Raw genomic sequence first — 24,331 nt, forward strand, 5'->3', positions numbered from 1 at the left:
TTGAACGTGCTTGAAACCCGCGACCTCACCATCCGCTTTGGCGGCCATGTGGCGGTGGACCATGTCTCCTGCGCTTTTGCGCCAGGCAGCTTGACCGCCATCGTCGGCCCCAATGGCGCGGGCAAGACGACCTATTTCAACCTGATCTCGGGCCAACTGCCGGCCAGCGAAGGGGAGGTGTGGCTGGATGGCATGAACATCACGGCCTTGCCTGCGCCCTTGCGCACGCGCCGGGGGCTGGGCCGGGCCTTTCAGCTCACCCAGCTCTTTCCTTCGCTCAGCGTGCAAGAAAACGTGCGCCTGGCGGTGCAGGCCCGTGCGGGCGGCGGCCTGAATGCCTGGGCGATTTGGTCTGACCGTCAAGACTGGCTGGAAGAGGCGCGCAGCATATTGCAGACCGTGCGCCTGCTGGAGAAGCGCGACATGCCGGCGGCCAGCCTGCCGCACGGCGACCAGCGCAAATTGGAAGTGGCCGTGCTGATGGCCCTGGACCCCAAGGTTTACATGTTCGACGAACCCACGGCGGGCATGAGCGTGGATGAGGTGCCAGTGATCCTGGACCTCATCCGCGCACTCAAAGCGCGGCGCGACCGCTGCATCCTGCTGGTCGAGCACAAGATGGACGTGGTGCGCGAGCTGGCCGACCGCATCATCGTGCTGCACAACGGCGCCTTGGTGGCCGATGGCGAGCCCGCCACCGTCATCGCATCGGACGTGGTGCAGCAGGCCTATCTGGGCACTGCCCCCGTGAGCGCGGAGGCCGCATGAGCGCAGCGCCACTGCTCAGCCTCAAGGGCGTGCACACCCACATCGGGGCCTATCACATCCTGCATGGCGTGGACCTGGAGGTGCCCGAGGGCGAGGTCACCATGCTGCTGGGGCGCAATGGGGCGGGCAAGTCCACCACCTTGCGCACCGTCATGGGCTTGTGGGCGGCCTCACAAGGCCGCGTGCAGTTCAAAGGCCAAGCCATCGGCGGCCCGGGCGGCCAGCGCACGACGCCCGAGATTGCGCAGGAGGGCATCGCCTATGTGCCCGAGAGCATGGGCATTTTTGCGGACCTCAGCGTGCAAGAGAACATGCTGCTGGCGGCCCGCGAGGCCCGCCGCGCAGCCGACCTGGACGCCGCCCGCCTGGACTGGATCTTCAGCCTCTTTCCGGCGCTGCATAAGTTCTGGCTCTACCCGGCGGGCAAGCTCAGCGGGGGCCAAAAGCAAATGCTGGCGGTGGCCCGCGCCATCATCGAGCCGCGCGCCTTGATCTTGATCGACGAGCCCAGCAAAGGCCTGGCCCCGGCCATCATCCACAACCTCATCGCTGCTTTGCAAGAGCTCAAGCGCCAGCGCACCACGCTGCTGTTGGTGGAGCAGAACTTCTCGATGGCCCAAGCCCTGGGTGACAGCGTGGCCGTGATGGACAACGGCCGCGTGGTCCACAGCGGCCGCATGGCCGACCTGGCCGCCGATCAAGCCTTGCAGCAACGCCTGCTGGGCTTGTCTTTGGGAGCACACCAATGAGCGTCGCCAAACCTCTGGCTGTGCCGCCTGGTGCGGGGGCGGCCATTCCCAAAGCCCAGTTCGACTGGCGCCCGGTGCTTCTGCTCTTGGCCGTCGCCTTGGCCGGCGTGCCCCTGGTGGGCTCGGGCAGCACCTGGCTGACGTTGACCGTGGCCGGCCTGGCCATGGGCCTGATCATCTTCATCATCGCCTCGGGCCTGACCCTGGTGTTTGGCTTGATGGACGTGCTGAACTTTGGCCATGGCGTGTTCATTGCCATGGGCGCCTTTGTGGCCACCAGTGTGATGGCGGGCATGGCGGATTGGACGGCCAGTGCCTCGCTGATGCACAACCTGGTGGCAGTGTTCTGCGCCATGCTGGCCGCGATGAGCGTGGCCGGTGCGCTGGGCTGGGCCTTTGAGCGCGTCATCGTGCGGCCGGTCTATGGCCAGCACCTCAAGCAAATCCTCATCACCATGGGCGGCATGATCGTCGGTGAGGAGGTCATCAAGATGATCTGGGGCCCGCAGCAGATCCCGCTGCCCTTGCCCGAGGCGCTGCGCGGTGCGCTGCTGTGGGGCGATGCCGCCATCGAGAAGTACCGCCTCTTGGCGGTGGTGATCGGCCTGGGGGTGTTTGCCGCGCTGGCCTACACGCTCAACCGCACCAAGGTCGGCTTGCTGATCCGCGCAGGCGTGCAAGACCGCGAGATGGTGGAGTCCCTGGGCTACCGCATTCGCCGCTTGTTTGTGGGCGTGTTTGTGGCCGGTTCTGCCCTGGCAGGCCTGGGCGGCGTGATGTGGGGGCTCTACCAGCAAAACGTGCACCCGCAGATCGGCGCCCAGGTCAACACCCTCATCTTCATCGTCATCATCATCGGCGGCCTGGGCTCCACCTTGGGCTGCTTCATGGGCGCGCTGCTGGTGGGCCTGATGGCCAACTACGCGGGCTTTGCCTTCCCTAAGCTGGCGCTGTTCTCCAACATTGTCTTGATGGTGGCGGTGCTCTTGTGGCGCCCGCAAGGGCTGTACCCGGTGTCTCAGCGATGAACGGGCTCCACAGACTCCTCTCCAAAGACCTGCCACGCAGCCGCTGGCTGACGGCAGCGATGCTGGTGGTCTTGCTGGGCTTGGCGCTGGAGCCCTTTGTGTTCAGCGGGGCCAAAGCCTTGGGCGTGGCGGCCAAGATGCTGGTCTTCATCTTGCTAGTGGCCAGCTACGACCTGCTCTTGGGCTACACCGGCATCGTCAGCTTTGCCCACACCATGTTTTTTGGCATCGGCGCCTACGGCGTGGCCATCAGTGCCACCCGTTTGGGCGGCGAAGACGGTGTCGGCTTTGGCGCGGTGCTCATCGGCTTGGGCGCTGCCTTGTGCGTGTCGGCGCTGTTGAGCTTGGTCATTGGCCTGTTCAGCCTGCGCGTCAAAGCCATCTTCTACGCCATGATCACGCTGGCCGTGGCCTCGGCGTTTCAGACCCTGGCCTCGCAGCTCAGCGACTTCACCGGCGGGGAGGACGGCCTGAGCTTCAAGGTGCCGCCGTGGCTCTCGCCTTCGTACGAGCCATTCGATACACCGTTTTTAGGCTTGATGATCGACGGCAAGATCATCAGCTACTACCTGCTCTTCAGCGTGGTGCTGCTGGCTGTGCTGGCCTTGCTGCGCATCGTCAACTCGCCCTTTGGCCGTGTGCTGCAGGCCATCCGCGAGAACGATTTCCGGGCAGAGGCCCTGGGCTATCGCACGGTGGTCTATCGCACACTCTCCAACATGATCTCGGCGGCCGGTGCCACGGTGGCCGGGGCCTTGCTGGCGCTGTGGTTGCGCTACACCGGGCCCGACACGACCTTGTCCTTCGAGATCATGCTGGACATTTTGCTGATCGTCGTGATTGGCGGCATGGGCACGATTTATGGCGCGGTCATCGGCTCGGTGCTGTTTGTGCTGGCCCAAAACTATCTGCAAGACCTGCTCAAGCTGGCCGGTGGCGAAGACGGCGTGCTGGCCCAAGTGCCGCTGCTGGGCACGCTCTTCTCCCCAGACCGTTGGCTGCTGTGGCTGGGCGTGTTGTTTGTGCTCGCGGTCTACCACTTCCCCTCCGGGGTGGTGGGGCGCTTGAGGGCGGCCGTCTCGCGCGCATCTGAGTCCTGAACGTAGTCCCGAGGCGCCGGGGTCATGGCGCCGCACAACGAGGAGACCGTGATGATGATGACGATTCGACAGCTCGGCCCGGTGGCCGCCGCCGCGGCATTGGCCGTCACTTTGCCGGTGCTGGCCGCCAGCACGCCCGCCACCCCTTGGCGCGGCCCGATTGCTGTGGCGAGCTATGACGGTGTGAGCAACGACCTGCTCACCGCCGGACTGGGCAAAACCGGCTTGATGGGCGCAGCCCCGGCCTATGCCAACCCGCTGGCCCCTACGGCTGCAGAGCTGCGCCGCAATGCCATCTACACCAACTACCGTGCGCTGGTGGACATCAGCGCATTGGGCGGCATGGGCGTGCTCTACGGCCCCAATATCGACGCGCAAGGCGCCGACACCTTGGGTGAGGGCAAGATTGCCGGCACCGAGTACATCGTCTGGGCAGACGATGGCACCGGCGCCCAGAACGTCACGCTGATGGTGCAGGTGCCCACCAGCTTCAACCCGGCCCGGCCCTGCATCATCACTGGCACTTCGTCGGGCTCGCGCGGCATTTATGGTGCCATCGCGACCTCCGGCGAATGGGGCTTGAAGCGCGGCTGTGCCGTGGCCTACACCGACAAAGGCAGCGGTAACGGCTTTCATGACCTGATGACAGACACCGTCACCGCCCGCGATGGCAGCTTGCTGAACGCCGCCACCGCTGGTACCGAGGCGCAGTTCAAAGCGGCGGTCAGCGCCGAGGACTTGGCCGCCTTCAATGCGGCCACGCCCCACCGCGTGGCCTACAAGCACGCGCACTCGCAGCAGTTGCCCGACAAGGATTGGGGCCGCAACACCCTGGACGCCGTGCGCTTTGCCCTGCATGTGCTCAACACCTATCACACGCCCGCAGCCTTGCCGAACGCAGGCGCCAAGGCCAAAGGAGCGAGCAAGCCCTTCTACCGCGCCAACAACACCGTGGTGATCGCGTCCAGCGTGTCCAACGGCGGTGGGGCAGCGCTCTCGGCGCTGGAGCAAGACACCGAGCGGCTGATCGACGGCGTGGCGGTCAGCGAGCCCAATGCCCAGCCCTATCGCACGCCAGAGCTGCGCATTCAGCAAGGCGAGCAGCTCGTGCCCAAGCACAGCCGTCTGTTGCTCGACTACTTCACGCATGCCAATGTGTACCAGGCCTGCGCCGTGTTGTCGCCGCAAGCCGGCATTGGCCTGAGCCCCTTGTTCTGGCCTGCCGCTTACACGGCCAGTGCCGAGGCCCGCTGCAACGCCCTGGCCGCCAAGGGCTTGATCCAGGGCGAGACCTTGACCGACAAGGCCGACGCCGCCCTGGCCCAGATGCGGGCCTACGGCTGGCAGGCCGAGAGCGACTTCTTGCAGGCCTCGCACTTCCGCTTTGCCACCAATGCGATCGCGGTGACCTACACCAACGCCTATGGCCGCTTCAGCGTGACCGACAGCGTGTGTGGCTACAGCTTTGCCAACACCGATGTCACCGGCGCCGTGGTGCCACAGTTGGCCGTGGTGCAGGCGGGCCTGTTTGCCAGCGGCAATGGCGTGCCGCCGACCAGTGGCGTCAATGTAGTGTGGAATTCCTCTGTGGGCGGCGCCAAGCTCGACTTTTTGGCCGCCTCGCCCAGCAGTGGCACGGCCGACTTCGCGCTGGACGGCGCGCTGTGCCTGCGCAGCCTGGTGACGGGCCGCGACCCGGTCACCCGCCAGCCCTTGACGGGCCTGCTCAAGACCCAAAGCGACCGGGTGCGGGCAGGCTTGTCTGAGGTGCGTCAAACGGCGAAATTGAGGGGGCGCCCAGTCATGATCGTGGCGGGGCGCAATGACGCGCTGCTGCCCGTCAACCACACGGCCCGCGCCTACTATGGCCGCCACCTGCTCAAAGACGGCCAGCCCAGCCAAGCCAGCTATGTGGAGGTGACGAACGCCCAGCATTTCGACAGCTTCATCTCCTTCGGGCCGCTGCTGGGCTATGACACCCGCTATGTGCCCTTGCATGTGTACTTCAACCGTGCGCTGGACGCCGTCTGGGCCCGGCTGACCGAGGGCACACCCCTGCCCCCCAGCCAAGTGGTGCGCACCACGCCGCGCGCCAGCAGCGTCACGCCCTTGGGAGCAGCCAACGTGCCGGCCATCGCCAGCAGCCCCGCAGTGGCCGACCAGATTGTGCTGACGGGCACCACCCTGCGCATTCCCGACTGAGCGAGCCCGCACCGCCATGAGCACCACCCCCACCTCTCGTTATGTGCGCTGCCTGGATCGCGAGATCCATGTCACCGAATGGGGCGCCCAGCACCGGGAGGTGGTAGTGGCCTGGCACGGCCTGGCCCGCACCGGGCGGGACATGGACGACATTGCCGCCCACTTGAGCCAGTGGTACAGGGTGATCTGCCCCGACACCCTGGGCCGGGGCTTGAGCCAATGGAGCCCGGCGCCCGAGCGCGAGTACTGCCTGGCCTTTTATGTCCAACTGGCCGAGAGCCTGCTGGACCAATGGGGCATTGCCCAGTGCCGCTGGCTGGGCACCTCCATGGGCGGCGCCATTGGCCTGCACGCGGCGGCCGGGCGGCTCCAGGGTCGCATCAGCCATTTGGTGCTGAACGACATAGGCCCGCAGTTGGCCACAGCCGCCGTCGAGCGCATTCGCAGCTATGCCGGCAACCCGGCGTCCTTTGCCACGGTCAGCGAGCTAGAGCAGTACTTCCGCACCATCTACCAACCCTACGGCGCATTGACCGACGCGCAATGGCGCCGCCTGACCGAAACCAGCGTGCGCCGCCTGCCCGACGGCCGGGTGACTCCGCACTACGACCCGGCCATGGTGCAGCAGTTCTTCCACCACCCGCAGGACTACGACCAGTGGCCGGCCTGGGACCGCTTGAGCATCCCCGTGCTGTGCCTGCGCGGCGAACACTCGGACCTGCTGGAGCCTGACGTCGCGCAGGCGATGACCCAGCGCGGCCCCCGCGCCCAGCTCATCACCGTGCCCGGCTGCGGCCATGCGCCGGCGCTGAATGTGGCGCAGCACTTCGAGTGGGTGAGTGGGTTTTTGGCGGGGTGAGGTGGGCTGGCGAGTTGACGCAATGCTCGGAGGAGCCCACTGTCGATTAGGTTGCCGCGCTTAGCTGTTCCTCCTAAATTGCGGCCTCCATTCAGGCGGCGCTGGTTTGATCAAGGTGCTGCTCACCCCTTCACCAAGCCATAAAGCGCCATGACGTCTGTCTCTGTCGCTCGCCTCTACCTGCTCGCTTCGGCCTTAGGCCTGGTGCCCATCGCTTTGTCCTATGGGCTTGCACCTGCGGAAGTCCTCCCTCGGGTCTTGGATCTCTCCGTGGGAAGCAGAGATTTGACGCACATCTTCCGAGCCATCATGGGGCTTTACTTTGCCTTTGTGGCGATGTGGCTCGTGGGCGCGTGGAAGCCGCGCTGGATTCGCACGGCCATCCTGCTGGAAGTTCTCTTCATGGGAGGGTTGGCGGCGGGTCGAGCCCTGAGTTTTCTCATGGACGGCGTGCCCAGCCCCATGCTCACGTTCTACTTCGCGGCCGAGGCGGTGTCCGCAGTGATCGGTCTTGTCTTGCTTCGACGTTTGCCAGCCACGGTGTCCTGAGCCGCCCTTCGTCCTGCCTGCGTCAATTGGGCCGTCCGCATTGAAGCGAGCGTAGGTGGGTGGGACATGGGCGGGCAGAATCGGCCCATGCAGATTCTGATCACCGGCGCTTCTGGCAGCGGCACCAGCACTTTGGGTGCCGCACTCGCTGAGGCTCTGCAGGGTCGTCACGTGGACGGTGACGACTGCTATTGGCTGCCTACCACGCCGCCTTTCTTGAGCAAGCGCCCCGCGCATGAACGTGCCGAGATGGTGTGCCGTGCCTTGCAAGCCCCCGGCCCCATCGTGATGAGCGGATCGGTGGTGGGTTGGGGCCACGACATTGAAGACGCCTTCGATCTGATCGTCTTTTTAACCCTGCCCACCGCACTGCGCGTCGAGCGCTTGCGCCAGCGCGAGATCGAACGCTTTGGCCACGCTGACCCGGCTTTTCTGGCCTGGGCCGCTCAGTATGAGCAAGGCCCACCTGAGGGCCGCAGCTTGGCCAAGCACTTGGCTTGGTTGGCGCAGCGCAGCTGCCCCGTGCTGCATTTGGATGGGGATTTGTCAGTGGCGCAGCGGCTGTCGAACGTGCTTCAATGGCTGAATTCGCGCACTCAGCCACAAGGCTCGCAGCAGTTGCGTATTGATCTGCCCGCCACACTTGATGACTCACATCCTTCCGCTCGGTGACGTCCTCGCCCTCGATGCCGAGGGCACCCTCATCAACCCTTGCCGCCGCGACCTGATTGCGCCACCGTGGTCCGCTGCTGTAGAGGCCATCGTCGAGGCCTATTGCGCCCATTTCGGCACCCGCTTGCACAGCGTTTATCTGCGCGGCTCAGTGGCCAAGGGTGGGGCCATTGAAGGCGTGGCCGACATCGATAGCTTTGCGGTGCTGCACTCTGAGCCTGGAGACTCTGACGAGGCATGGGTCGCTGCGCTGCAGGCGCGCATGAGCAAAGAGTTCTCTTTTCATACAGGGCTGGAGGTGAGCCTGGTGTCCCATCGCACGGTGCGCGAGGACCCGAAGGCCAAGGTCTGGCCCTTCTTGATCAAGACCCAATCTTTGTGTCTTTGGGGAGAGGACTTGGCCCCCAGCCTGCCCGGCTATCGGCCCGGGCCAGCACTGGCTGCGCATGCGCACCAGTTGCAGGCGGACCTTCAGGCCTTTCAAGCTGAATGTCCAGAAGGTGACACGGCCGAGATGGCCCAAGACATCCGCGAGTGGTGCCAATGGATCATGAAGCGCGTGGTGCGCAGCGGCTTTGAGCTGACGATGGCGCGGGAGCGCACTTACACCCGCGATCTCTATCCTTGCTATACGGCCTTTGCATGCCATTACCCTGAGCGAGCGCCGCAGATGCGACAGGCGCTGCAATGGGCGATTGCGCCCGCGGACACGAAGCAGCCCCTAGAGCAGTTCTTGGAGGATTTCGGGGGCTGGTTGGTGAGCGAGGTGGCCGCAGTGTTCCGTCGCCCCGAGGGGCCGTGCCACATCCGCCCAGGTACGCCGCTGGACGCGCCTCAAGTGTCTACCCTGGTGTGCAGTCTGACAGACGCGATGTTGGTGGATCCGCAAAGCGAGGAGACACAGGCCTTTTATGCGTGCATGCAGCCCCATTCGTTTGCGTTAACCATGGCCAAGCCAGATCGCTTTTTTCTCGTGGCCGAGCGCGACGAGCGCGTGGTGGGCATGATCATGGTGAAGGACCTGAGCTATGTGGGTCAGTTCTTCGTGGCTGCCGATGTGCAGGGCCAAGGCATAGGCTCGGCGCTCTGGGCCGCTGCGTTGTCACGTGTGCAGTGCGAACGTGGCGCCACGGAGTTCACCGTCTATGCCAGCATCGCGGCGGAGCCGGTGTATCGGCGATTCGGGTTCCTTCCGACAGGTCCAGCCACGGTGCAGGGCGGCTTTCACTGCGTGCCGATGTGCCGGGTGGCAGGCGTGGACTGAACGAAGCGTGCCTCGCGCCGCTGCTGCGACGCCACGCGGCACGCTGCTTTGTCTTCTTAGAGTTCGTCCACCTGCCCCCGCAACCACGCTGCCCGCTCTGAAATCGCCGCCCGCTCCTGGGGCTCAAATTTCTCCAACTGCCGCAGCACCATGCTCAAGCGCGGGTTGTGGGCAAACCGCTCGCGGTGCCGCTCAAAGAAATCCCAGTAGAGGGCATTGAAGGGGCAGGCTAGATCGCCGGTGCGGGCTTGGCGTTGGTAGGCGCAGCCTTGGCAGTAGTCGCTCATGCGGTGGATGTAGGCGGCGCTGGCCACATAGGGCTTGGTGGCCAGCAGGCCGCCATCGGCAAACTGGCTCATGCCCACGGTGTTGGGCAGCTCCACCCATTCAAAGGCGTCGATATAGACGCCCAAATACCACTGGTGCACGGCGGCAGGGTGGATGCCGGCCAGCAGGCAGAAGTTGCCGATGACCATCAGGCGCTGGATGTGGTGGGCATAGGCCGTCTCTAGCGATTGGACTATGGCGGTGCGCAGGCAGCGCATCTGGGTCTGGCCCGTCCAGAACCAGGCGGGCAGCGGCGCGTGATGACCCAGCGCGTTGCGCTGTTCATAGCCCGGCATGTGGGCCCAGTAAATGCCGCGCACATACTCGCGCCAGCCCAGCACTTGGCGGATGAAGCCTTCGGTGGCGGCCAGGGGCGCAGCGCCGGACCGGTACGCAGCCTCTGCAGCTTGCACCACTTCGCGCGGGTTCAGCATTTTGGTGTTGAGCGCGAAGGACAGCAGGGAGTGAAACAGCCGGGGGCTCTGGCTGCTCATGGCGTCTTCATAGTCGCCGAAGTGGGGCAGGGTGTGGGTGACGAAGGCCTGCAGTTGGGCCAGGGCCTCGGCGCGGTTCAGCGGCCAGCGCAGGCTTTCAGCCTGGGGCTCGCCAAAGGTGGCCACACCGGCCTGCACCACGGTCTGCCAGAGCGCCGAATGGTCGTGGCTGGGGCGGCTGTCGGCGGGCGGTGCGGGGTGGCCCGGCCAGGGCTTGCGGTTCTCGGGGTCAAAGTTCCAGCGGCCGCCTTCGGGCTGGCCTTGGGCATCCAGCAGCACGCCGTGCTGCTGGCGCATGCGCCGATAAAAGGCTTCCATCAGCCAGCGCTGGCGGCCCTTGAACTGGGTGGCTAGATCCTCACGCTCGGTGTAGAAATGCGCGCTGCTGACCATGCTGCAGGCATGGGGCTGGGCGGCGCACCAGTGCTTGAGCTGCGCATCCAGCCGCCACTCATCCGGCGCTTGGTACTCAAAGCAACTTGCCGAGTAGGCCTGCATCAGCGCGGCCAAGTTGTCGGGCAGCGTCTGGCGGTTGCTGGGGTCGTCCAGGGCCACATAGCGCACGCGGTGGCCCGCCTCGCGCAAGTGCCGCGCAAAGTCGCGCATGGCCGCCAGAATGGCCAGCACTTTCTGGGCATGGTGGCGCACATAGTCGGTTTCTTGCCGCACCTCCATCAAGACATAGACCACCTCGTCGTCGACCTGCTCAAACCAGGGGTGCAGGGGGTTGAGCTGGTCGCCCAGCACCAAGCGCAGGGTGTGGGCCGGCGTGGGGCGGCGCGGGCTCATGGCTGCGGGCCTGGGGTGGATGAGCCGCGAGCGCGGCGGCAGCGCTCAGAGCAGTACTTCACCTCGGTCCAGACTTTGGCCCATTTTTTGCGCCACACCATGGGCAGGCCGCAGTGGGCGCAGGGCTTCTGGGGCAGGTCGGCCTTGTGCTTCATGCGCATGGTCAAAAGTCCAAGGTTTGTTGCACGGCTTCAGGGGCCGAAGAGCGCCTGCGACGTGTGCCGGGCGCTGCATCCAGCCGGTCCCGCAGCGGGCCGCGCGAGCCGTGCTTGTCGACGATGGCCGCACGTGCGGCGCGCACCTCGGGCTGGGCGCGCAGCGTATGCACGCGGGCCTTGGCCTCGCGGGTGGCCGTGCTCAAGTCCACCAGAGGCACGGGGATGTCCACTCCCACCTGCACGCCGCAATGGGCTTGCACACTGGCGGGCATGCGCCAGGGCTCCAGCAGCCAGGTGTCGGGCACGCGGCGCAGGGCCGGCAGCCAGCGGCGCACAAAGTGGCCGTGGGGGTCGTGGTCTTGGGCTTGCTTGAGGGGGTTGTAGACCCGCGTGGTGTTGATGCCGGTGGTGCCGGCCTGCATTTGCATCTGGCTCCAGTGGATGCCGGGCTCGTAGTCCAAAAACTCACGCGCCAGCCACAGGCCCACCGGCCGCCAATGCAGCCACAAGGCATAGCTGGCCACCGAGACCAACATCGCCCGCATCCGAAAATTGAGCCAGCCGGTGTGGTGCAGCATGGCCACGCAGGCATCCACCAGCGGCCAGCCGGTGCGGCCATTCATCAGGGCTTGCAGGCGGACGGGGTCGGCCACCTCATCGCGCAGGCCGTCGTAGCCACGGTGCAGATTGCGCCACTCCAGCTCGGGCTCAGACTCTAGCTTCTGGATGAAGTGACAGTGCCAGTGCAAGCGGCTCATAAAAGCCTGTAAGCCGCGCTGCTGGCGCTGGCCACTGGTGGAGCTGAGCTGGGCCATGCGCCGCTGGGTGGCTTGCACCACTTCGCGCAGGCCCAGGCATCCCCAGGCCAGATAGGGCGAGAGTCGGGAGCAGGCGCTGGGGGCTGAGAGCGGCGAGGAGATGCCGCCCCGGTAGTCGCCGCAGCGCTCGGCCAAGAAGTCGGTCAACACCTGCAGCCCGGCCCGCCGCCCACCGAGCTGCCGGGCGGGCGGCTGGTGCGACCCCAGGCCCAGATCGGTGGGGCTGGGCCAAGGCCCGCCTGCCCAGGGCATCGTCTGCCTGTGGAGGCCGATCTCTGGGAGTGCTGTCAGACCTCTCAGGCTGCTGTCCTGAGAGACCGTCAGCCCTCTCAGGCTGCTGTCCTGAGAGACCGTCAGCCCTCTCAGGCTGCCGGGGGCCGGCGCGGGCAAGGTCGCCTGCCCCATGTGTTGCTGCCAGCGGGTGGCCCAGTGATCGCGGTTTTTCAGGCGTCGCACCACGCCATGCTGGGCAAACTCGTGCCACGCCACGCTGCGGCTGCGGCACCACTGGCCCACGGCCCGGTCGCGGGCATAGCTGGTGGCATTGCCGGTCTCCTCGTGGGAGAACAGGGCCTCAAACGGCTGGGCCGACCACAGCGCTTCCAAGACCTCCACCATCTCGCCCACGGCCAGGTGCAGGGGCACGCCGGCGCGCTGCAGTTGACGCTGCAGGTCGGCCACGCATTCTTGCCAGAAGGCATAGTGCTGCAAAGAAGCGTCCTCCTGGGCCCAGAGCGTCGGCTCCACCACCACCAGGGCCAAGAGCGGGCCGCGCGCGGCGGCCTGCATCAGCGGGGCATGGTCATGCACCCGCAGGTCGCGTTTGAACCAGACGACGCTGGTGCTCATGGCATGGCGCGCTCTACCAGGGCAAGGCCTGGCCGTCATAGGCGAAGAAGCCGCCCGACTGCTCAGGCCGCAGGCCATCCAACACTCGCAGCATGTCGGCCACCGCATGCTCGGCAGGGCGGCCGATTTCTGCGCCGTTGAACGGGGCCGAGAGGGCCGAGGTGACGGTGCCGGGGTGCAGGGCCACCAGCACGGCCTGGGGCTGGCTGCGCGCCACTTCAATGGCCGCCGTCTTGACCAGCATATTGAGCCCGGCCTTGGAGGCGCGATAGCTGTACCAGCCGCCCAGGCGGTTATCGCCTATGCTGCCCACCTTGGCCGAGAGGAAGGCCATCACCGCCCGTTCGCGACACAGCAGCGGCACAAAGTGCGCCAACACCAAGGCGGGGCCGATGGTGTTGATGCGAAAGACCTCGCTCATCTGCGTGGTGTTGAGCTGGGCCAGGCGCTTCTCTGGCCCGCCGCTGGCCGTGTGCAAGACGCCAGCCGCATGCACGATCACCTGAAACGGCCCCAAGGCTTTGAGCTGCTGGGCGGCCTGGGCCACGCTGGCGTCGTCCACCAAGTCCAGTGCGGGTGTGGAGTGCCGATGCAGCCCGATCACCTGCGCACAGCGCGGGTCGGCCCGCAGCGCCTCGACAAAAGCGTTGCCGATGGCGCCGCTGGCCCCAATGACGAGAGCACGATAACCCTCAGGCAGTGAGGGCAGCACGGAGAAGTCGCTCACGGTGGGTTCGCCTTCAAGGCTTGGGGTCTTGGCGCTCATGGCTGACCCAAATCAGGGCCTCGGGTGCAATGCCTAGCGCCTGGATGCGTGCCGTCAGCGCTTGCCGCAACTCGGGGCTCAAGGTGCGCTCGCGGGTCAAGATCCAGGCATAGCTGCGGTCGGGGCCCACCACGATGGACCAGCGGTAGTCGGCGTCCAAAGCCGCCACGTGGTAGCCGCCGTAGAAGGGGCCGAAGAAGGAGACCTTGAGCGAGCCGGTGCTGGGGGCGCCGGTGAACAGCGCCCGGCCCTCGGCCTCGCGCCAAGCCCCCTTGGCGGTGTCGAAGCCCCGGTTCAGCACACGCACGCTGCCGTCCGGCAGCAGGGTGTAGGTGGCGCTCACGTCCGTCATGCCGCGCTCAAAGCGGTGGTCCAGCCGCGCGGCTTCAAACCAACGGCCTTGGTAGCGCGCCACGTCAAACGGTGTGACGGCCACGATGCCCTCGGGCGGGGTGGTGGCGGCGCAGCCAGCCAGGCCCACTGCAAGGGTCGCGAGGAGGGCGCGTCTCAGCGGCATGTGGTGCATATTGAACTCATTAGTCACAAAATAAACCACATAGTATCAGTGCTTGGCAAGTGCTGCAGAGTGCAGGGCCGGGGATTGCGCCGAAGCCCGCCCGCGCGAGGGCTGGATCGTGTCAACATAGCGGGTTCCACTCCGCCAAAACCCCTGCTATGTCCTCTGGCCTGATCCGTATCCGTGGTGCTCGTCAGCACAACTTGAAGAACCTGGACCTGGACATCCGCACGGGGGAGATGACCGTGGTCACCGGGCCCAGCGGCTCGGGCAAGTCCAGCCTGGTGTTCGACACCCTGTATGCCGAAGGCCAGCGCCGCTATGTCGAGACCTTCTCGGCCTATGCCCGGCAGTTTTTGGACCGCATGGACCGCCCTGCGGTGGACCGCGTGGACGGCGTGCCCCCGGCGATTGCGATTGACCAGACCAACCCGGTGCGCACCAGCCGCTCCACCGTGGGCACGATGACGGAGTTGAACGACCACCTCAAGCTCCTCTTCGCCCGGGCCGCTCAACTCTTTGACCAAGACACCGCGCTGCCCGTGCGGCATGACACGCCTGAGACCATTTATGCCGACTTGCAGGCACGGGCGCTCATAGCCAACGACCCACGCTTGATCTTCACCTTTGCGGTGGAGCTGCCCGCCAACACCACGGCTGAGCAACTGGAGCAGTGGCTGCAGGCCAGCGGCTTTGCGCGGGTGCAGGCGGAACGCGTCGTCGGCGATAAGAAAGTCCTTGATGTGGTGGCGGACCGCTTCCGCCTCGGCAACGCTGAGCGGGTGCGGGTGATGGAGGCCATTGAGCTGGCGCTGAAGCGCGGCCAGGGCCGGCTCACCGTCTATGCCCTCGGTGAGGGCGATGCCACCGATTTCTGGCGTTATTCCACCGGCCTGCATTGCCCCGAGAGCGACCGCCGTTACGGCGAGCCGCAACCTGCGCTGTTCAGCTTCAACTCGGCCTATGGCGCCTGCGAGACCTGCCGTGGCTTTGGCCGGGTGATTGGCGTGGACTTTGGCCTGGTGATCCCCGATGAGCGCAAGACTTTGCGCAACGGTGCTATCAAGCCGCTGCAAACCCCGGCGTGGAAGGAATGCCAGGACGACCTGGTGAAGTACGCGGGCGAGGCCGGCATCCCGCGCGACACGCCCTGGGCCCAGCTCACGGCCGCGCAGCGCGAGTGGGTGCTGGAAGGCTCACCGAACTGGACGGGCAATTGGAACAAGCAGTGGTATGGCGTGCGCCGCTTCTTCGAGTACCTGGAGAGCAAGGCCTACAAAATGCACATCCGGGTGCTGCTGTCCAAGTACCGCAGCTACACCCCTTGCGGCACCTGCGGCGGGGCACGCCTCAAGCTCGAAGCCCTGCTGTGGCGCTTGGGCTCTAAAGCCAATGCGGATGCCGTGCTGCCGCCCGAGCAGCGCAAGCTGCCGCTGGGTGCCGCCTGGAGCGCGGAGCAATTGCAGGCACTGCCAGGCTTGAACCTGCACGACCTGATGCTGCTGCCCATCAGCCGCCTGCGCCGCTTTTTTGATGAATTGACCCTACCGGACGTCCTGCGCGACGAGGCCCTGAAGTTGTTGTTAGAAGAGGTGCGCACCCGCATCAAGTACCTTTGCGATGTGGGCCTGGGCTATCTGACGCTGGACCGCCAAAGCCGCACGCTCAGCGGCGGCGAGGTGCAGCGCATCAACCTGACCACGGCGCTGGGCACCTCGCTGGTCAACACCTTGTTTGTGCTGGACGAGCCCAGCATTGGCCTGCACCCGCGTGACATGAACCGCATCGTGCAGGCCATGCACCGCCTGCGCGACGCCGGCAACACCCTGGTGGTGGTGGAGCATGACCCTGCCGTGATGCTGGCCGGCGACCGCCTGATCGACATGGGCCCCGGCCCCGGCGAGAAAGGCGGCCAGATCGTGTTTGACGGCGGCCCCGAAGCCGCCCGCGATGCCGACACACTGACCGGCGCCTACTTGGGCGCGCGCAAGGTGGTGGGCCTGGGTTTCAAGCGCTTTGTCGATGAGGCCACGCCCAAGCTGATCTTGCAAGGCGCACGCCAGAACAACTTGCGCAACCTGACCGTGGCCTTCCCGCTGCAGCGGCTGACGGTGGTGACGGGCGTCTCCGGCTCGGGCAAGAGCACCTTGGTGCAAGACGTGCTGGTGCCGGCGCTGTTCCGCCACTTTGGCCATGCCACGGAGACGCCGGGCACCTTTGACCAACTGCTGGGCGCCGACCATCTGGCCGACGCGGTGTTTGTGGACCAAAGCCCCATCGGCAAAACGGCCCGGTCCAACCCCGCCAGCTATGTGGGCGCGTTTGACGAGATCCGCAAGCTCTTTGCCGTGGCCCCGCTGGCACAAGAGCGCAACTACACCGCGGGCATGTTCAGCTTCAATGCGGGCGATGGCCGCTGCCCCACCTGCGGCGGCTCGGGCTTTGAGCATGTGGAGATGCAGTTCCTCTCTGACGTCTACCTGCGCTGCCCCGATTGCGATGGGCGCCGCTACCGGGCGGAGTTGCTGGAGGTCAAGATCGAGCGTGGTGACAAGAGTTTGTCCATCGCCGATGTGCTGGACCTGACCGTGTCCGAAGCCGTCAAAGCCTTTGCGGGCGACCGCGAGGTGCTGCGCACCTTGCAGCCGATTGTGGACGTGGGCCTGGACTATGTGCGGCTGGGCCAGCCTGTGCCCACGCTGTCCGGTGGCGAAGCCCAACGCCTGAAGCTGGCCGGCTTCTTGGCCGAGGCGGCCGCCTCGCCGCGCCAGGCCGTGGCCAAAAAGGGCGTGCTCTATGTGTTTGACGAGCCCACCACCGGCCTGCACTTTGACGACATCGCCAAGCTGATGCGCGCCCTGCGCAAGCTTTTGGAAGCCGGCCACTCGCTGCTGGTGATTGAGCACAACCTGGATGTGATCCGCGCAGCCGATTGGCTGATCGACCTGGGGCCGGAGGGCGGCGATGAGGGCGGCGCGCTGGTGGCCGAGGGCACGCCCGAGGCGATGCGCGAGCACCCCACCTCGCACACCGGCCGGGCGCTGCGCGAATACGATGGCGCACTTCGGGCGGCTGAGAAAACCGCCGACGGCGCCTACCTGGGCGCTGTGGTGCGCGAGCGGGCGGTGGCCGACGACGCCATCCGCATCGTCAACGCCCGCGAGCACAACCTCAAAGCGCTGAATGTGGACATTCCGCGCGGCCAGTTCACGGTGGTCACCGGGGTGTCGGGCTCGGGTAAATCAACCTTGGCTTTTGACATCTTGTTCAACGAGGGCCAGCGCCGCTACTTGGAGAGCTTGAACGCCTACGCTCGCTCCATCGTGCAGCCGGCCGGCCGGCCCGAGGTGGACGCCGTCTGGGGCATTCCGCCCACGGTGGCGATTGAGCAGCGCCTCTCCCGCGGGGGCCGCAAGAGCACGGTGGCCACCACCACCGAGGTTTGGCATTTCCTGCGCCTGTTGTGGGTCAAGCTGGGCCTGCAGCATTGCGTGCATGACGGCGCGCCCGTGCGCCCGCAGTCGGTGGAGAGCATTGCGGCGCAGATCCTGCGCGACCACAGAGGCCAGCACATTGGCTTGCTCGCACCGCTGGTGGTGAACCGCAAGGGCCTCTATACCGACCTGGCCAAATGGGCCAAGGGCAAGGGCTACACGCATTTGCGAGTGGATGGCGAGTTCACCCCCGTGGCGCCGTGGCCCAAGTTGGACCGCTTCAAAGAACACACGCTGGAGCTGCCGGTGGGCGACCTGCAAGTGCGACCCGAGAACGAAGCCGAGCTGCGCCACTTGCTGGCGCTGGCGCTGGATGTGGGCAAGGGCGTGATGCACCTGCTCTCGCCCTTGGACGGCTTGGCCGGTAAGTTGGCCGCAGGCGCCAGCACCGTAGGCTTGGGCGAGGTCAAGGTCTTCTCCACCAAGCGGGCCTGCCCGCAGTGCGGCACCAGCTACCCCGAGCTGGACCCGCGCATGTTCAGCTACAACTCCAAGCATGGCTGGTGCGGCACCTGCGTGGGCACCGGCTTGGCGCTGACGCGCGAGCAGCGCAAAGCCTTTGACGACAGCGTGCGCGACGACGACAACAAGGGCCGGGAGCAGAGCTTTGCCGCCGAGGAGCCCGAGGTCGAAGGCATTGCCGGCGAGCCCTGCCCCGACTGCCACGGCGCCCGCCTGAACCCCGCCGCGCGCGGCGTGAGCTTCAACGGCAAAGGCATCCACGAGGTGGCGGCCTGGTCGGTGCAAGAGGCCCGTGCTTGGGTGGCTTCGCTGCACCTAGAGGGCCGTGATGCAGGCATTGCCCGCGACGTGATCACCGAGATTCAAGGGCGCCTGGAGTTCCTCGAGGAAGTGGGCTTGAGCTATCTGACGCTGGACCGCGCCGCGCCCACTTTGTCGGGCGGCGAGGCCCAGCGCATCCGTCTGGCCGCTCAGTTGGGCAGCAATTTGCAGGGCGTGTGCTACGTGCTGGACGAGCCCACCATTGGCCTGCATGCACGCGACAACACCATCTTGCTCAAGGCCTTGCAACGCCTGAGCGACCAGGGCAACACCTTGGTGGTGGTGGAGCATGACGAAGACACCATCCGCCGGGCGGACCACCTGATCGACATTGGCCCCGGTGCCGGCCGGCGCGGTGGTGAGGTGGTGGCGCAGGGCAGCCCGGCCGAGGTGGCTGCCAACCCGGCCTCGCTGACGGGCCGCTTTTTGCAGCATCCGCTCAAGCACCCCTTGCACGCGCGCCGTGAGGTGAGCGCTGAGACCCCTGCCCTGCAACTGCGCGGTGCCCATCTGCACAACCTGCAGCAGGTGAATGTGGACGTGCCGCTGCAGCGCTTGGTGGCGGTGACGGGGGTGTCGGGCTCGGGCAAGTCCACCTTGGCACGCGACGTGCTGCTGGCCAATGTGGCCGCGCTGGTGGCCGCCAAAGGGCGCAAGCCCGATGAGAGCGCAGCGGGCTCGGTGCTGCTGAGCGGCTGCCAAGCCTTGAGCGGCTGGGGCACGGTGGACCGCGTGCTGGAAGTGGACCAAACGCCGATTGGCAAAACCCCGCGCTCCTGCCCCGCCACCTACATCGGCTTTTGGGACACCATTCGCAAGCTCTTCACCGAGACCTTAGAGGCCAAGGCCCGGGGCTACACCGCGGCGCGCTTCTCCTTCAACACCGGGCAAGGCCGCTGCCCGGCCTGCGAGGGCCAAGGCATGCGCACCATCGAGATGAGCTTTTTGCCCGATGTGAAGGTGCCTTGCGATGTCTGCCACGGCCAGCGCTTCAATGCCGAGACCCTGGCTGTCACCTGGCGCGGCAAAAGCATTGGCGATGTGCTGAGCATGGAGGTGGACGAAGCAGTGGACTTCTTCGCCTCCATGCCCACCATTGCCCACCCGCTTCAATTGCTGAAAGACGTGGGCCTGGGTTATCTGACCCTGGGCCAGCCCAGCCCCACGCTGAGCGGCGGAGAGGCTCAACGCATCAAATTAGTGACCGAGTTGAGCAAGGTGAGGGATGACGTGACGAGGCGCGGCCAAAAGGCACCGCATACGCTCTATGTGCTGGACGAACCCACCGTGGGCCTGCACATGGCCGATGTGGAGCGCCTGATCCATGTGCTGCACCGCTTGGTGGATGGCGGCCACAGCGTGGTGGTGATCGAGCACGACTTGGACGTCATCGCCGAGGCCGACTGGGTGCTGGACCTGGGGCCGGAAGGCGGCACCGGCGGTGGCCGGGTGGTCTGCGCCGGCACGCCGGAGACCTTGGTCAAACTGGGCACGCACACGGGCGTGGCCATCCAGCCCGTGCTGGCCCGCTGAAAGGACAACAAGACATGGACATTGAACGTTATCTGCGTGACCACATCCGCACCGTGCCGGACTGGCCGGAGCCCGGCATCCAGTTCCGCGACATCACGCCGCTGCTGCAAGACCCCAAGGTCTTTCGGGTGCTGATCGACAGCTTTGTGCACCGCTATATGGACCCGGCCCTGCGCCCCACGGTGGTGGCCGGGCTCGATGCCCGAGGCTTCATCATCGGTTCCGTGCTGGCCTATGAACTGGCCCTGGGCTTTGTGCCCATCCGCAAAAAAGGCAAGTTGCCCTTCACCACCGTGGAAGAAACCTACGAGCTGGAATACGGCAGCGCCACGGTGGAGCTGCACACCGACGCCGTCAAACCCGGCGACCGCGTGCTGCTGATCGACGACCTCATCGCCACCGGCGGCACCATGATGGCCGGCAAAAAGCTGCTGGAAAAGCTGGGCGCCACCGTCACCGAAGGCGCCGCCATCGTCGACCTGCCCGAACTGGGCGGCTCAGCCCGGCTCAAAGCCGCCGGGCTGCCGCTGTTCACGCTGCTGGACTTTGCGGGGCATTGAGCGGCTTTGCGGATTCCGTCAGGCCGCCAGCCATACAGCGTCCTCGACGCCCCGCCAGAGATGAACTCTGTCGGCAGCCGAAAAGCTCAGTAGCTCCTGCGAGCTTTGGCTTTGCGTGGCGCCGGTGTCAAGCTGGGTTGAGGTGTCTGCCTGGCCAAATAGGCTCGTGTCTTGAAGAAGGTCATTCAAGGCCAAAGGCTCGACGATCGAGATGCTGACGGCCTTGGAGCGAGCGGACTCGTTGCCCGCGAGGTCGAAATAGCTGATGGCCACCTCGTGCTGTCCCAAGCTCAGTTCCTGATTCGGTTTGACAGTGCGTCCATCAACGCTCAATTGGGAGGCGACCGGCCCGCCATCAATCCACAGAGCCACAAAGTGGTCTGCCGGCGGCGATGCAAAGACAAACTCTGGCTGTTTGATGCTGGTGATGCCATCGTCAGACCGGACGCCGTCGTCGTCGATGGCACGAAGTGCAGGCGCGCTAACGGGAGCATCAGGTCGGGTGATGTCAATCAGGATCCGCAGGCTCTCCGAGGCCTCTGACAAAGCCCCTGAAGTACTACGGTATCTCACGGCCACGTCGTGCCAGCCTTCTTGCAATGGGTCGCGAGAAGAAATGTAACTGTCATAGCCTGTGCGGGTGATGGTGGATTCGACTCGCTTGCCGTCAATCAGAAGCTCCGCAACAGTATCGGGCGAATAAGTGACCTTGAATTCGGGCCACATTTCGTTCGTGATGTCGTCGCTCCAGAAGGTTCTTTCACTGCTTCCGTCTGCGGTGTGGGCAATCCAAGACTGAGGCCCTCGGTCATCAGAAGCAGTCAGATCTGGTTTCAATGGCGGTAAATCAGGCACCCGTGTGTCGATCGTGACATCCAGGTCGCCCCGGGCCTTCGGACCGTTGTTGCCTGCCGCATCACTGACGTAGAAATTGAAGGTATGCCGTCCATCGTTGAGTGGGTTCACTGGGGTCAGAGTCCCCTTTTGCTTGTCCCACAGTGATGCCACGGCCACGCCATCCACCAACAACTGCGCTGACGCATAGTCCCTGGTGTGACCCCAGCCGTTGACGATCAATTCAGGATGGAACATTGCGGGCGCGTTGATGCACGTCAGGTTGTCACCCTGATAGCCCAGGTCCGAAGCCGCGTCCAAACGCAGTGGATCAAGGGGGAACTGAACGGGGTCCTTGGTGTCGATGGTCAGTCGCTGGGAGTAAATCATGGGCATGAAATCATTGCCACTCACGGCACCGACCATGATTTGGTGCTCACCGTCTGACAACGGGTTGCTTGCTTGGATCAGACCCGAGGCAGCGTCCCATTGGCTGGCCACAACTTGACCATCGACCATCAAGCTTAGACTGTAGCCTTGGGGCAGTTCCGGGTGTCCGACAAAGAAGCGAGGTGTACTCACTCGGGTCAGACCGTCGATGTTGCTGATTCCTGAGTCATCGCGATCCAAGAGGTCTAGTCGATCAGGGAGCCAAGACGCCACGACACCGACCACCGTTGAGCCGGACAGTGTTGATTCCACGCCGTGTTGATTGACCCGAGTCCAAGCGACTTGGTGATCTTGGCAGGCTTGGTTGGGCAGATTGGAGCCAAATGCTTGGTCCATCTGCACCTGACCCGTCGCGGCGTCGTAGCTGGAGGCCACCAGCTTGCCGTCAACATAGAGGCGGGCGGTTTCATCGGGCCCTAAGCGACCGATGTCGAACACCGGTCGAGCACTTTGGCCAATGATCAACACGCTGCCCTGGCCGCCATCGTCGAACTCGGGCAGAAGCGTTGGTGACTGGGTGGGTGGTTCGGCGACAGCATCAATGTAGAGGGTGAGGGTAGGCGAAATGATGACAGGAGCCCCTACCAAATCACGTGGATAGCCATAGGCAATCTGGCACTCCCCCTCAGGCAGAGGTTGGTCTACCTGGAGAATGCGCTGACTCCTGTCTACCCATGAGAAACCCACCGGCACTCCGTTGACGATCAGAGCTAGACCATCCTGAATTGCGGCATCCGCAGGCAGTTGGAGCTTTGGACGCTGGTTGGCAGTTATGCCGTCTTGGTCGGACGAGCCGGTGTCGCTTATTGCGAGAAGGGCAATAGGATTTGCAGGGCGAGGGTCAATGATGACTTGGCACCAAGCTTCACTAGTCCCACCGCGTAGATCCGTAACGGTGTAGTTGAATCCGGTGATTGTTCGCTCTACCGTTGTCGTGGGAGCGTAGTAGTCGACCCACAAGCCGTTGAATCCGGCAATGGAAGATCCATTGATTGCCGTTCCGATTGACGGCCTGCTCACATCCGCAATAACGAAACGATCCTCGTTGACATCGCTATCGTTCTGTAGGACATAGGCTCTTACCGTTTGCCCTGTGTAGACGTGAAGCACATCATCTTGGACTGTCGGCGCGGTGTTGGTTGAATCGACGATGCGGATATACACCCTAGCCGAAGCACTGCCACCTTTGCTGTCGCTGACGGTGTAGCTGAAGCTGGTTTCGTTGCTGAAAAAAAACGGGCTGGGCGCTGTGAATTGAATCCGTCCGTCGTCCAGTTGGGTGAGATCTCCACTGCCTGACACGCTGCCCAATTCCAGTTTCAGAGGATCACCGTCCGGGTCCATGTCGTTGGCCAGAAGCTGGTCCACCGTTCCGGTGACTGTCGTCCCCGCTTCAATGGTGATCCACTCATCTTGCACTACCGGCGCTGAGTTGACGGGCGCAGTCACATTGATGATCAGCTTGCCTTCCGTGCGCAGGCCTTGGGCGTTTTCGACGGTGTAGCGGATGACTTCTTGGCCGACGAAATCCTTGGCGGCCACGTAGGTCAACTGACCTGAAGTGTCGCGGGTCAAGGCGCCATGTTGGGCCTCGCCGATGCTCACGATCTTGAGGGGGCCATCTAGGGGGTCGACGTCGTTGGCCAGCAAATCGTTCTCGTGGCCGGACACCGGTGTGCCTGCCACCACTGAGACTAGCTCGTCCTGAACGACCGGAGCATCGGCTGCGGCAACAATGGTCAAGTGGACCGTGCCCTGGCTCAATTGGCCTCGCTCATCTCGGACGAGGTAGGTGAATTCGTCGGTGCCGGTGTAGCCTGGCGCTGGGGTGTAGATGAGGATGCCGGCGGGGTCTTGGCTCAAGGTGCCATGAGTGGTTGACCCGATTTGAACTACCTCCAGCAGACCACCTTCTGGGTCGACGTCATTGGCCAGCAACATGGCCAAGGTGCCGAAGACGGTGGTTCCGGTGATGACGGTCACGTACTCGTCGTTGACACGTGGGACGACCATGGTTCTCTCTCCTGAGTTCATTGTTTTGATCACCTTTTTGAGGTGCAAGAACTCTATCAGGAGAGAGTGGCTATCCAAATGTCAAGAAGGTGGCATCCCCTCAATGAAGTCGAACGAATGGCTCAAGTTCATTCAGCGACTCCGTTGCCGCTTCAGCCGCCACCCCAGCAGCACCGCCACCAGTGCGGCATACACCGCCACCTCAGCAAAGTCGTTTTTGCCGGCGCGCATCCAGAAGAAGTGCAGCAGGCCCAAGAGGATGATGGCGTAGCTGAGTTGGTGCAGGCGTTGCCAAGCGCGGCCGCCCAGGGCCTTCATGGCGGAGTTGAAGGAGGTGGCGGCCAGGGGCAGCAGCATCAACCAAGCCAAGGTGCCGACCAGGATGAAGGGGCGTTTGACCACGTCTTGCCACAGTGCGGCGAGGCTCAGCCCTTGGTCCAGCCAGGCATAGGCCAGCCAGTGCAGGGTGGCGTAGAGGAAGGCGGCCACGCCCACATTGCGCCGAAAGCGCGCCAGGGCATGCCAGCCGGTCCAGTGGCGCACCGGGGTGATGGCCAGGGTCAGCACCAAGAGGCGCAAGGTCCAGTCGCCCAGGGCACGGATCAGGGCCTCGGCGGGGTTGGCACCCAAGGTGTTTTGAAAGGCGCCCCAGACCAAGCTGGCCAGGGGGGCGCTGAGCGCGAGCCACAGCACGGGCTTGGCCAAGGGGTGGAGCAGGAGCTTGTTCATGGAAGGGAGCGCCGCACCGCGGCGGG

The 24,331-nt window shown here is 64.8% G+C and carries 18 protein-coding genes; 11 read left to right on the forward strand and 7 right to left on the reverse strand.

Features of this window, described 5'->3' with window-relative positions; genetic code table 11:
- The first annotated feature begins 6 nt into the window (after positions 1–6).
- From KAK11_RS08740 to KAK11_RS08780, 9 genes are all read left to right on the forward strand, one after another.
- Positions 7–768, forward strand: coding sequence for an ABC transporter ATP-binding protein (locus tag KAK11_RS08740; protein ID WP_210808345.1), 762 nt, complete (start codon positions 7–9; stop codon positions 766–768).
- Positions 765–1,517 (forward strand): ABC transporter ATP-binding protein, encoded by a 753-nt coding sequence (locus KAK11_RS08745; protein WP_210808347.1) that lies wholly within the window; start codon positions 765–767, stop codon positions 1,515–1,517. Before KAK11_RS08740 ends, KAK11_RS08745 begins: the two co-directional genes overlap by 4 nt.
- Positions 1,514–2,545, forward strand: coding sequence for a branched-chain amino acid ABC transporter permease (locus KAK11_RS08750; RefSeq protein WP_210808349.1), 1,032 nt, complete (start codon positions 1,514–1,516; stop codon positions 2,543–2,545). The genes KAK11_RS08745 and KAK11_RS08750 overlap by 4 nt, the downstream gene beginning before the upstream one ends.
- Positions 2,542–3,645, forward strand: a complete 1,104-nt coding sequence (locus KAK11_RS08755; RefSeq protein WP_210808351.1) for a branched-chain amino acid ABC transporter permease — start codon at positions 2,542–2,544, stop codon at positions 3,643–3,645. The genes KAK11_RS08750 and KAK11_RS08755 overlap by 4 nt, the downstream gene beginning before the upstream one ends.
- A 51-nt stretch (positions 3,646–3,696) precedes the next feature.
- Complete coding sequence (locus KAK11_RS08760; RefSeq protein WP_210808353.1) at positions 3,697–5,847, forward strand: 3-hydroxybutyrate oligomer hydrolase family protein; 2,151 nt, start codon at positions 3,697–3,699, stop codon at positions 5,845–5,847.
- 16 nt (positions 5,848–5,863) lie between these two features.
- Positions 5,864–6,706 carry an alpha/beta fold hydrolase gene (locus KAK11_RS08765; RefSeq protein WP_210808355.1) on the forward strand — a complete coding sequence of 281 codons (843 nt, stop codon included), beginning with the start codon at positions 5,864–5,866 and terminating at the stop codon, positions 6,704–6,706.
- A 150-nt stretch (positions 6,707–6,856) separates the two neighbouring features.
- On the forward strand, positions 6,857–7,255 hold the full coding sequence (locus tag KAK11_RS08770; protein WP_210808357.1) for a DUF4345 domain-containing protein: 399 nt from the start codon (positions 6,857–6,859) through the stop codon (positions 7,253–7,255).
- An 87-nt stretch (positions 7,256–7,342) separates the two neighbouring features.
- Positions 7,343–7,927, forward strand: a complete 585-nt coding sequence (locus KAK11_RS08775) for an AAA family ATPase (RefSeq protein WP_210808359.1) — start codon at positions 7,343–7,345, stop codon at positions 7,925–7,927.
- Entirely contained in the window at positions 7,902–9,191 is a 1,290-nt protein-coding gene (locus tag KAK11_RS08780) for a GNAT family N-acetyltransferase (RefSeq protein ID WP_210808361.1), read from the forward strand. The genes KAK11_RS08775 and KAK11_RS08780 overlap by 26 nt, the downstream gene beginning before the upstream one ends.
- 56 nt (positions 9,192–9,247) lie before the next feature.
- Here KAK11_RS08780 and KAK11_RS08785 read toward each other — a convergent pair whose 3' ends face one another.
- From KAK11_RS08785 to KAK11_RS08805, 5 genes are read right to left on the reverse strand one after another with little or no spacing between them, the layout of a single operon-like run.
- Positions 9,248–10,801, reverse strand: coding sequence for a cryptochrome/photolyase family protein (locus tag KAK11_RS08785; RefSeq protein WP_210808363.1), 1,554 nt, complete (start codon positions 10,799–10,801; stop codon positions 9,248–9,250).
- Positions 10,798–10,962, reverse strand: a complete 165-nt coding sequence (locus KAK11_RS08790; RefSeq protein ID WP_210808365.1) for a DUF2256 domain-containing protein — start codon at positions 10,960–10,962, stop codon at positions 10,798–10,800. Before KAK11_RS08790 ends, KAK11_RS08785 begins: the two co-directional genes overlap by 4 nt.
- 2 nt (positions 10,963–10,964) lie before the next feature.
- Positions 10,965–12,626: an FAD-binding domain-containing protein gene (locus tag KAK11_RS08795; RefSeq protein ID WP_210808367.1), complete on the reverse strand. Its 1,662-nt coding sequence runs from the start codon at positions 12,624–12,626 to the stop codon at positions 10,965–10,967.
- A gap of 13 nt (positions 12,627–12,639) precedes the next feature.
- The gene (locus tag KAK11_RS08800) at positions 12,640–13,392 is read right to left on the reverse strand and encodes an SDR family NAD(P)-dependent oxidoreductase (protein WP_210808369.1); all 753 of its coding nucleotides are present in this window, start codon (positions 13,390–13,392) and stop codon (positions 12,640–12,642) included.
- Positions 13,367–13,918, reverse strand: a complete 552-nt coding sequence (locus KAK11_RS08805) for a lipocalin family protein (protein ID WP_210808371.1) — start codon at positions 13,916–13,918, stop codon at positions 13,367–13,369. The genes KAK11_RS08800 and KAK11_RS08805 overlap by 26 nt, the downstream gene beginning before the upstream one ends.
- A 149-nt stretch (positions 13,919–14,067) precedes the next feature.
- Between KAK11_RS08805 and uvrA the strand changes: the two genes are divergently transcribed.
- Complete coding sequence (gene uvrA, locus KAK11_RS08810; protein ID WP_210808373.1) at positions 14,068–19,719, forward strand: excinuclease ABC subunit UvrA; 5,652 nt, start codon at positions 14,068–14,070, stop codon at positions 19,717–19,719.
- A 14-nt stretch (positions 19,720–19,733) separates the two neighbouring features.
- Positions 19,734–20,279, forward strand: coding sequence for an adenine phosphoribosyltransferase (locus KAK11_RS08815; protein WP_210808375.1), 546 nt, complete (start codon positions 19,734–19,736; stop codon positions 20,277–20,279).
- Between the two features lie 18 nt (positions 20,280–20,297).
- Here KAK11_RS08815 and KAK11_RS08820 read toward each other — a convergent pair whose 3' ends face one another.
- On the reverse strand, positions 20,298–23,624 hold the full coding sequence (locus tag KAK11_RS08820; protein WP_210808377.1) for an Ig-like domain-containing protein: 3,327 nt from the start codon (positions 23,622–23,624) through the stop codon (positions 20,298–20,300).
- 84 nt (positions 23,625–23,708) lie between these two features.
- Positions 23,709–24,305 carry a protein-methionine-sulfoxide reductase heme-binding subunit MsrQ gene (gene msrQ, locus KAK11_RS08825; protein ID WP_210808379.1) on the reverse strand — a complete coding sequence of 199 codons (597 nt, stop codon included), beginning with the start codon at positions 24,303–24,305 and terminating at the stop codon, positions 23,709–23,711.
- Positions 24,306–24,331: the final 26 nt, after the last annotated feature.

The sequence above is a fragment of the Ideonella paludis genome (assembly GCF_018069865.1).
GTDB classification, from domain to species: Bacteria; Pseudomonadota; Gammaproteobacteria; order Burkholderiales; family Burkholderiaceae_C; genus Ideonella; species Ideonella paludis.

Bases quoted from the DNA above. Each gene is read 5' to 3' on its own strand.
- KAK11_RS08745 (WP_210808347.1), top strand. From the start codon at position 765: ATGAGCGCAGCGCCACTGCTCAGCCTCAAGGGCGTGCACACCCACATC.
- KAK11_RS08750 (WP_210808349.1), top strand. From the start codon at position 1,514: ATGAGCGTCGCCAAACCTCTGGCTGTGCCGCCTGGTGCGGGGGCGGCC.
- KAK11_RS08755 (WP_210808351.1), top strand. From the start codon at position 2,542: ATGAACGGGCTCCACAGACTCCTCTCCAAAGACCTGCCACGCAGCCGC.
- KAK11_RS08760 (WP_210808353.1), top strand. From the start codon at position 3,697: ATGATGATGACGATTCGACAGCTCGGCCCGGTGGCCGCCGCCGCGGCA.
- KAK11_RS08765 (WP_210808355.1), top strand. From the start codon at position 5,864: ATGAGCACCACCCCCACCTCTCGTTATGTGCGCTGCCTGGATCGCGAG.
- KAK11_RS08770 (WP_210808357.1), top strand. From the start codon at position 6,857: ATGACGTCTGTCTCTGTCGCTCGCCTCTACCTGCTCGCTTCGGCCTTA.
- KAK11_RS08775 (WP_210808359.1), top strand. From the start codon at position 7,343: ATGCAGATTCTGATCACCGGCGCTTCTGGCAGCGGCACCAGCACTTTG.
- KAK11_RS08780 (WP_210808361.1), top strand. From the start codon at position 7,902: ATGACTCACATCCTTCCGCTCGGTGACGTCCTCGCCCTCGATGCCGAG.
- KAK11_RS08785 (WP_210808363.1), bottom strand. From the start codon at position 10,801: ATGAGCCCGCGCCGCCCCACGCCGGCCCACACCCTGCGCTTGGTGCTG.
- KAK11_RS08790 (WP_210808365.1), bottom strand. From the start codon at position 10,962: ATGCGCATGAAGCACAAGGCCGACCTGCCCCAGAAGCCCTGCGCCCAC.
- KAK11_RS08795 (WP_210808367.1), bottom strand. From the start codon at position 12,626: ATGAGCACCAGCGTCGTCTGGTTCAAACGCGACCTGCGGGTGCATGAC.
- KAK11_RS08800 (WP_210808369.1), bottom strand. From the start codon at position 13,392: ATGAGCGCCAAGACCCCAAGCCTTGAAGGCGAACCCACCGTGAGCGAC.
- KAK11_RS08805 (WP_210808371.1), bottom strand. From the start codon at position 13,918: ATGCACCACATGCCGCTGAGACGCGCCCTCCTCGCGACCCTTGCAGTG.
- uvrA (WP_210808373.1), top strand. From the start codon at position 14,068: ATGTCCTCTGGCCTGATCCGTATCCGTGGTGCTCGTCAGCACAACTTG.
- KAK11_RS08815 (WP_210808375.1), top strand. From the start codon at position 19,734: ATGGACATTGAACGTTATCTGCGTGACCACATCCGCACCGTGCCGGAC.
- msrQ (WP_210808379.1), bottom strand. From the start codon at position 24,305: ATGAACAAGCTCCTGCTCCACCCCTTGGCCAAGCCCGTGCTGTGGCTC.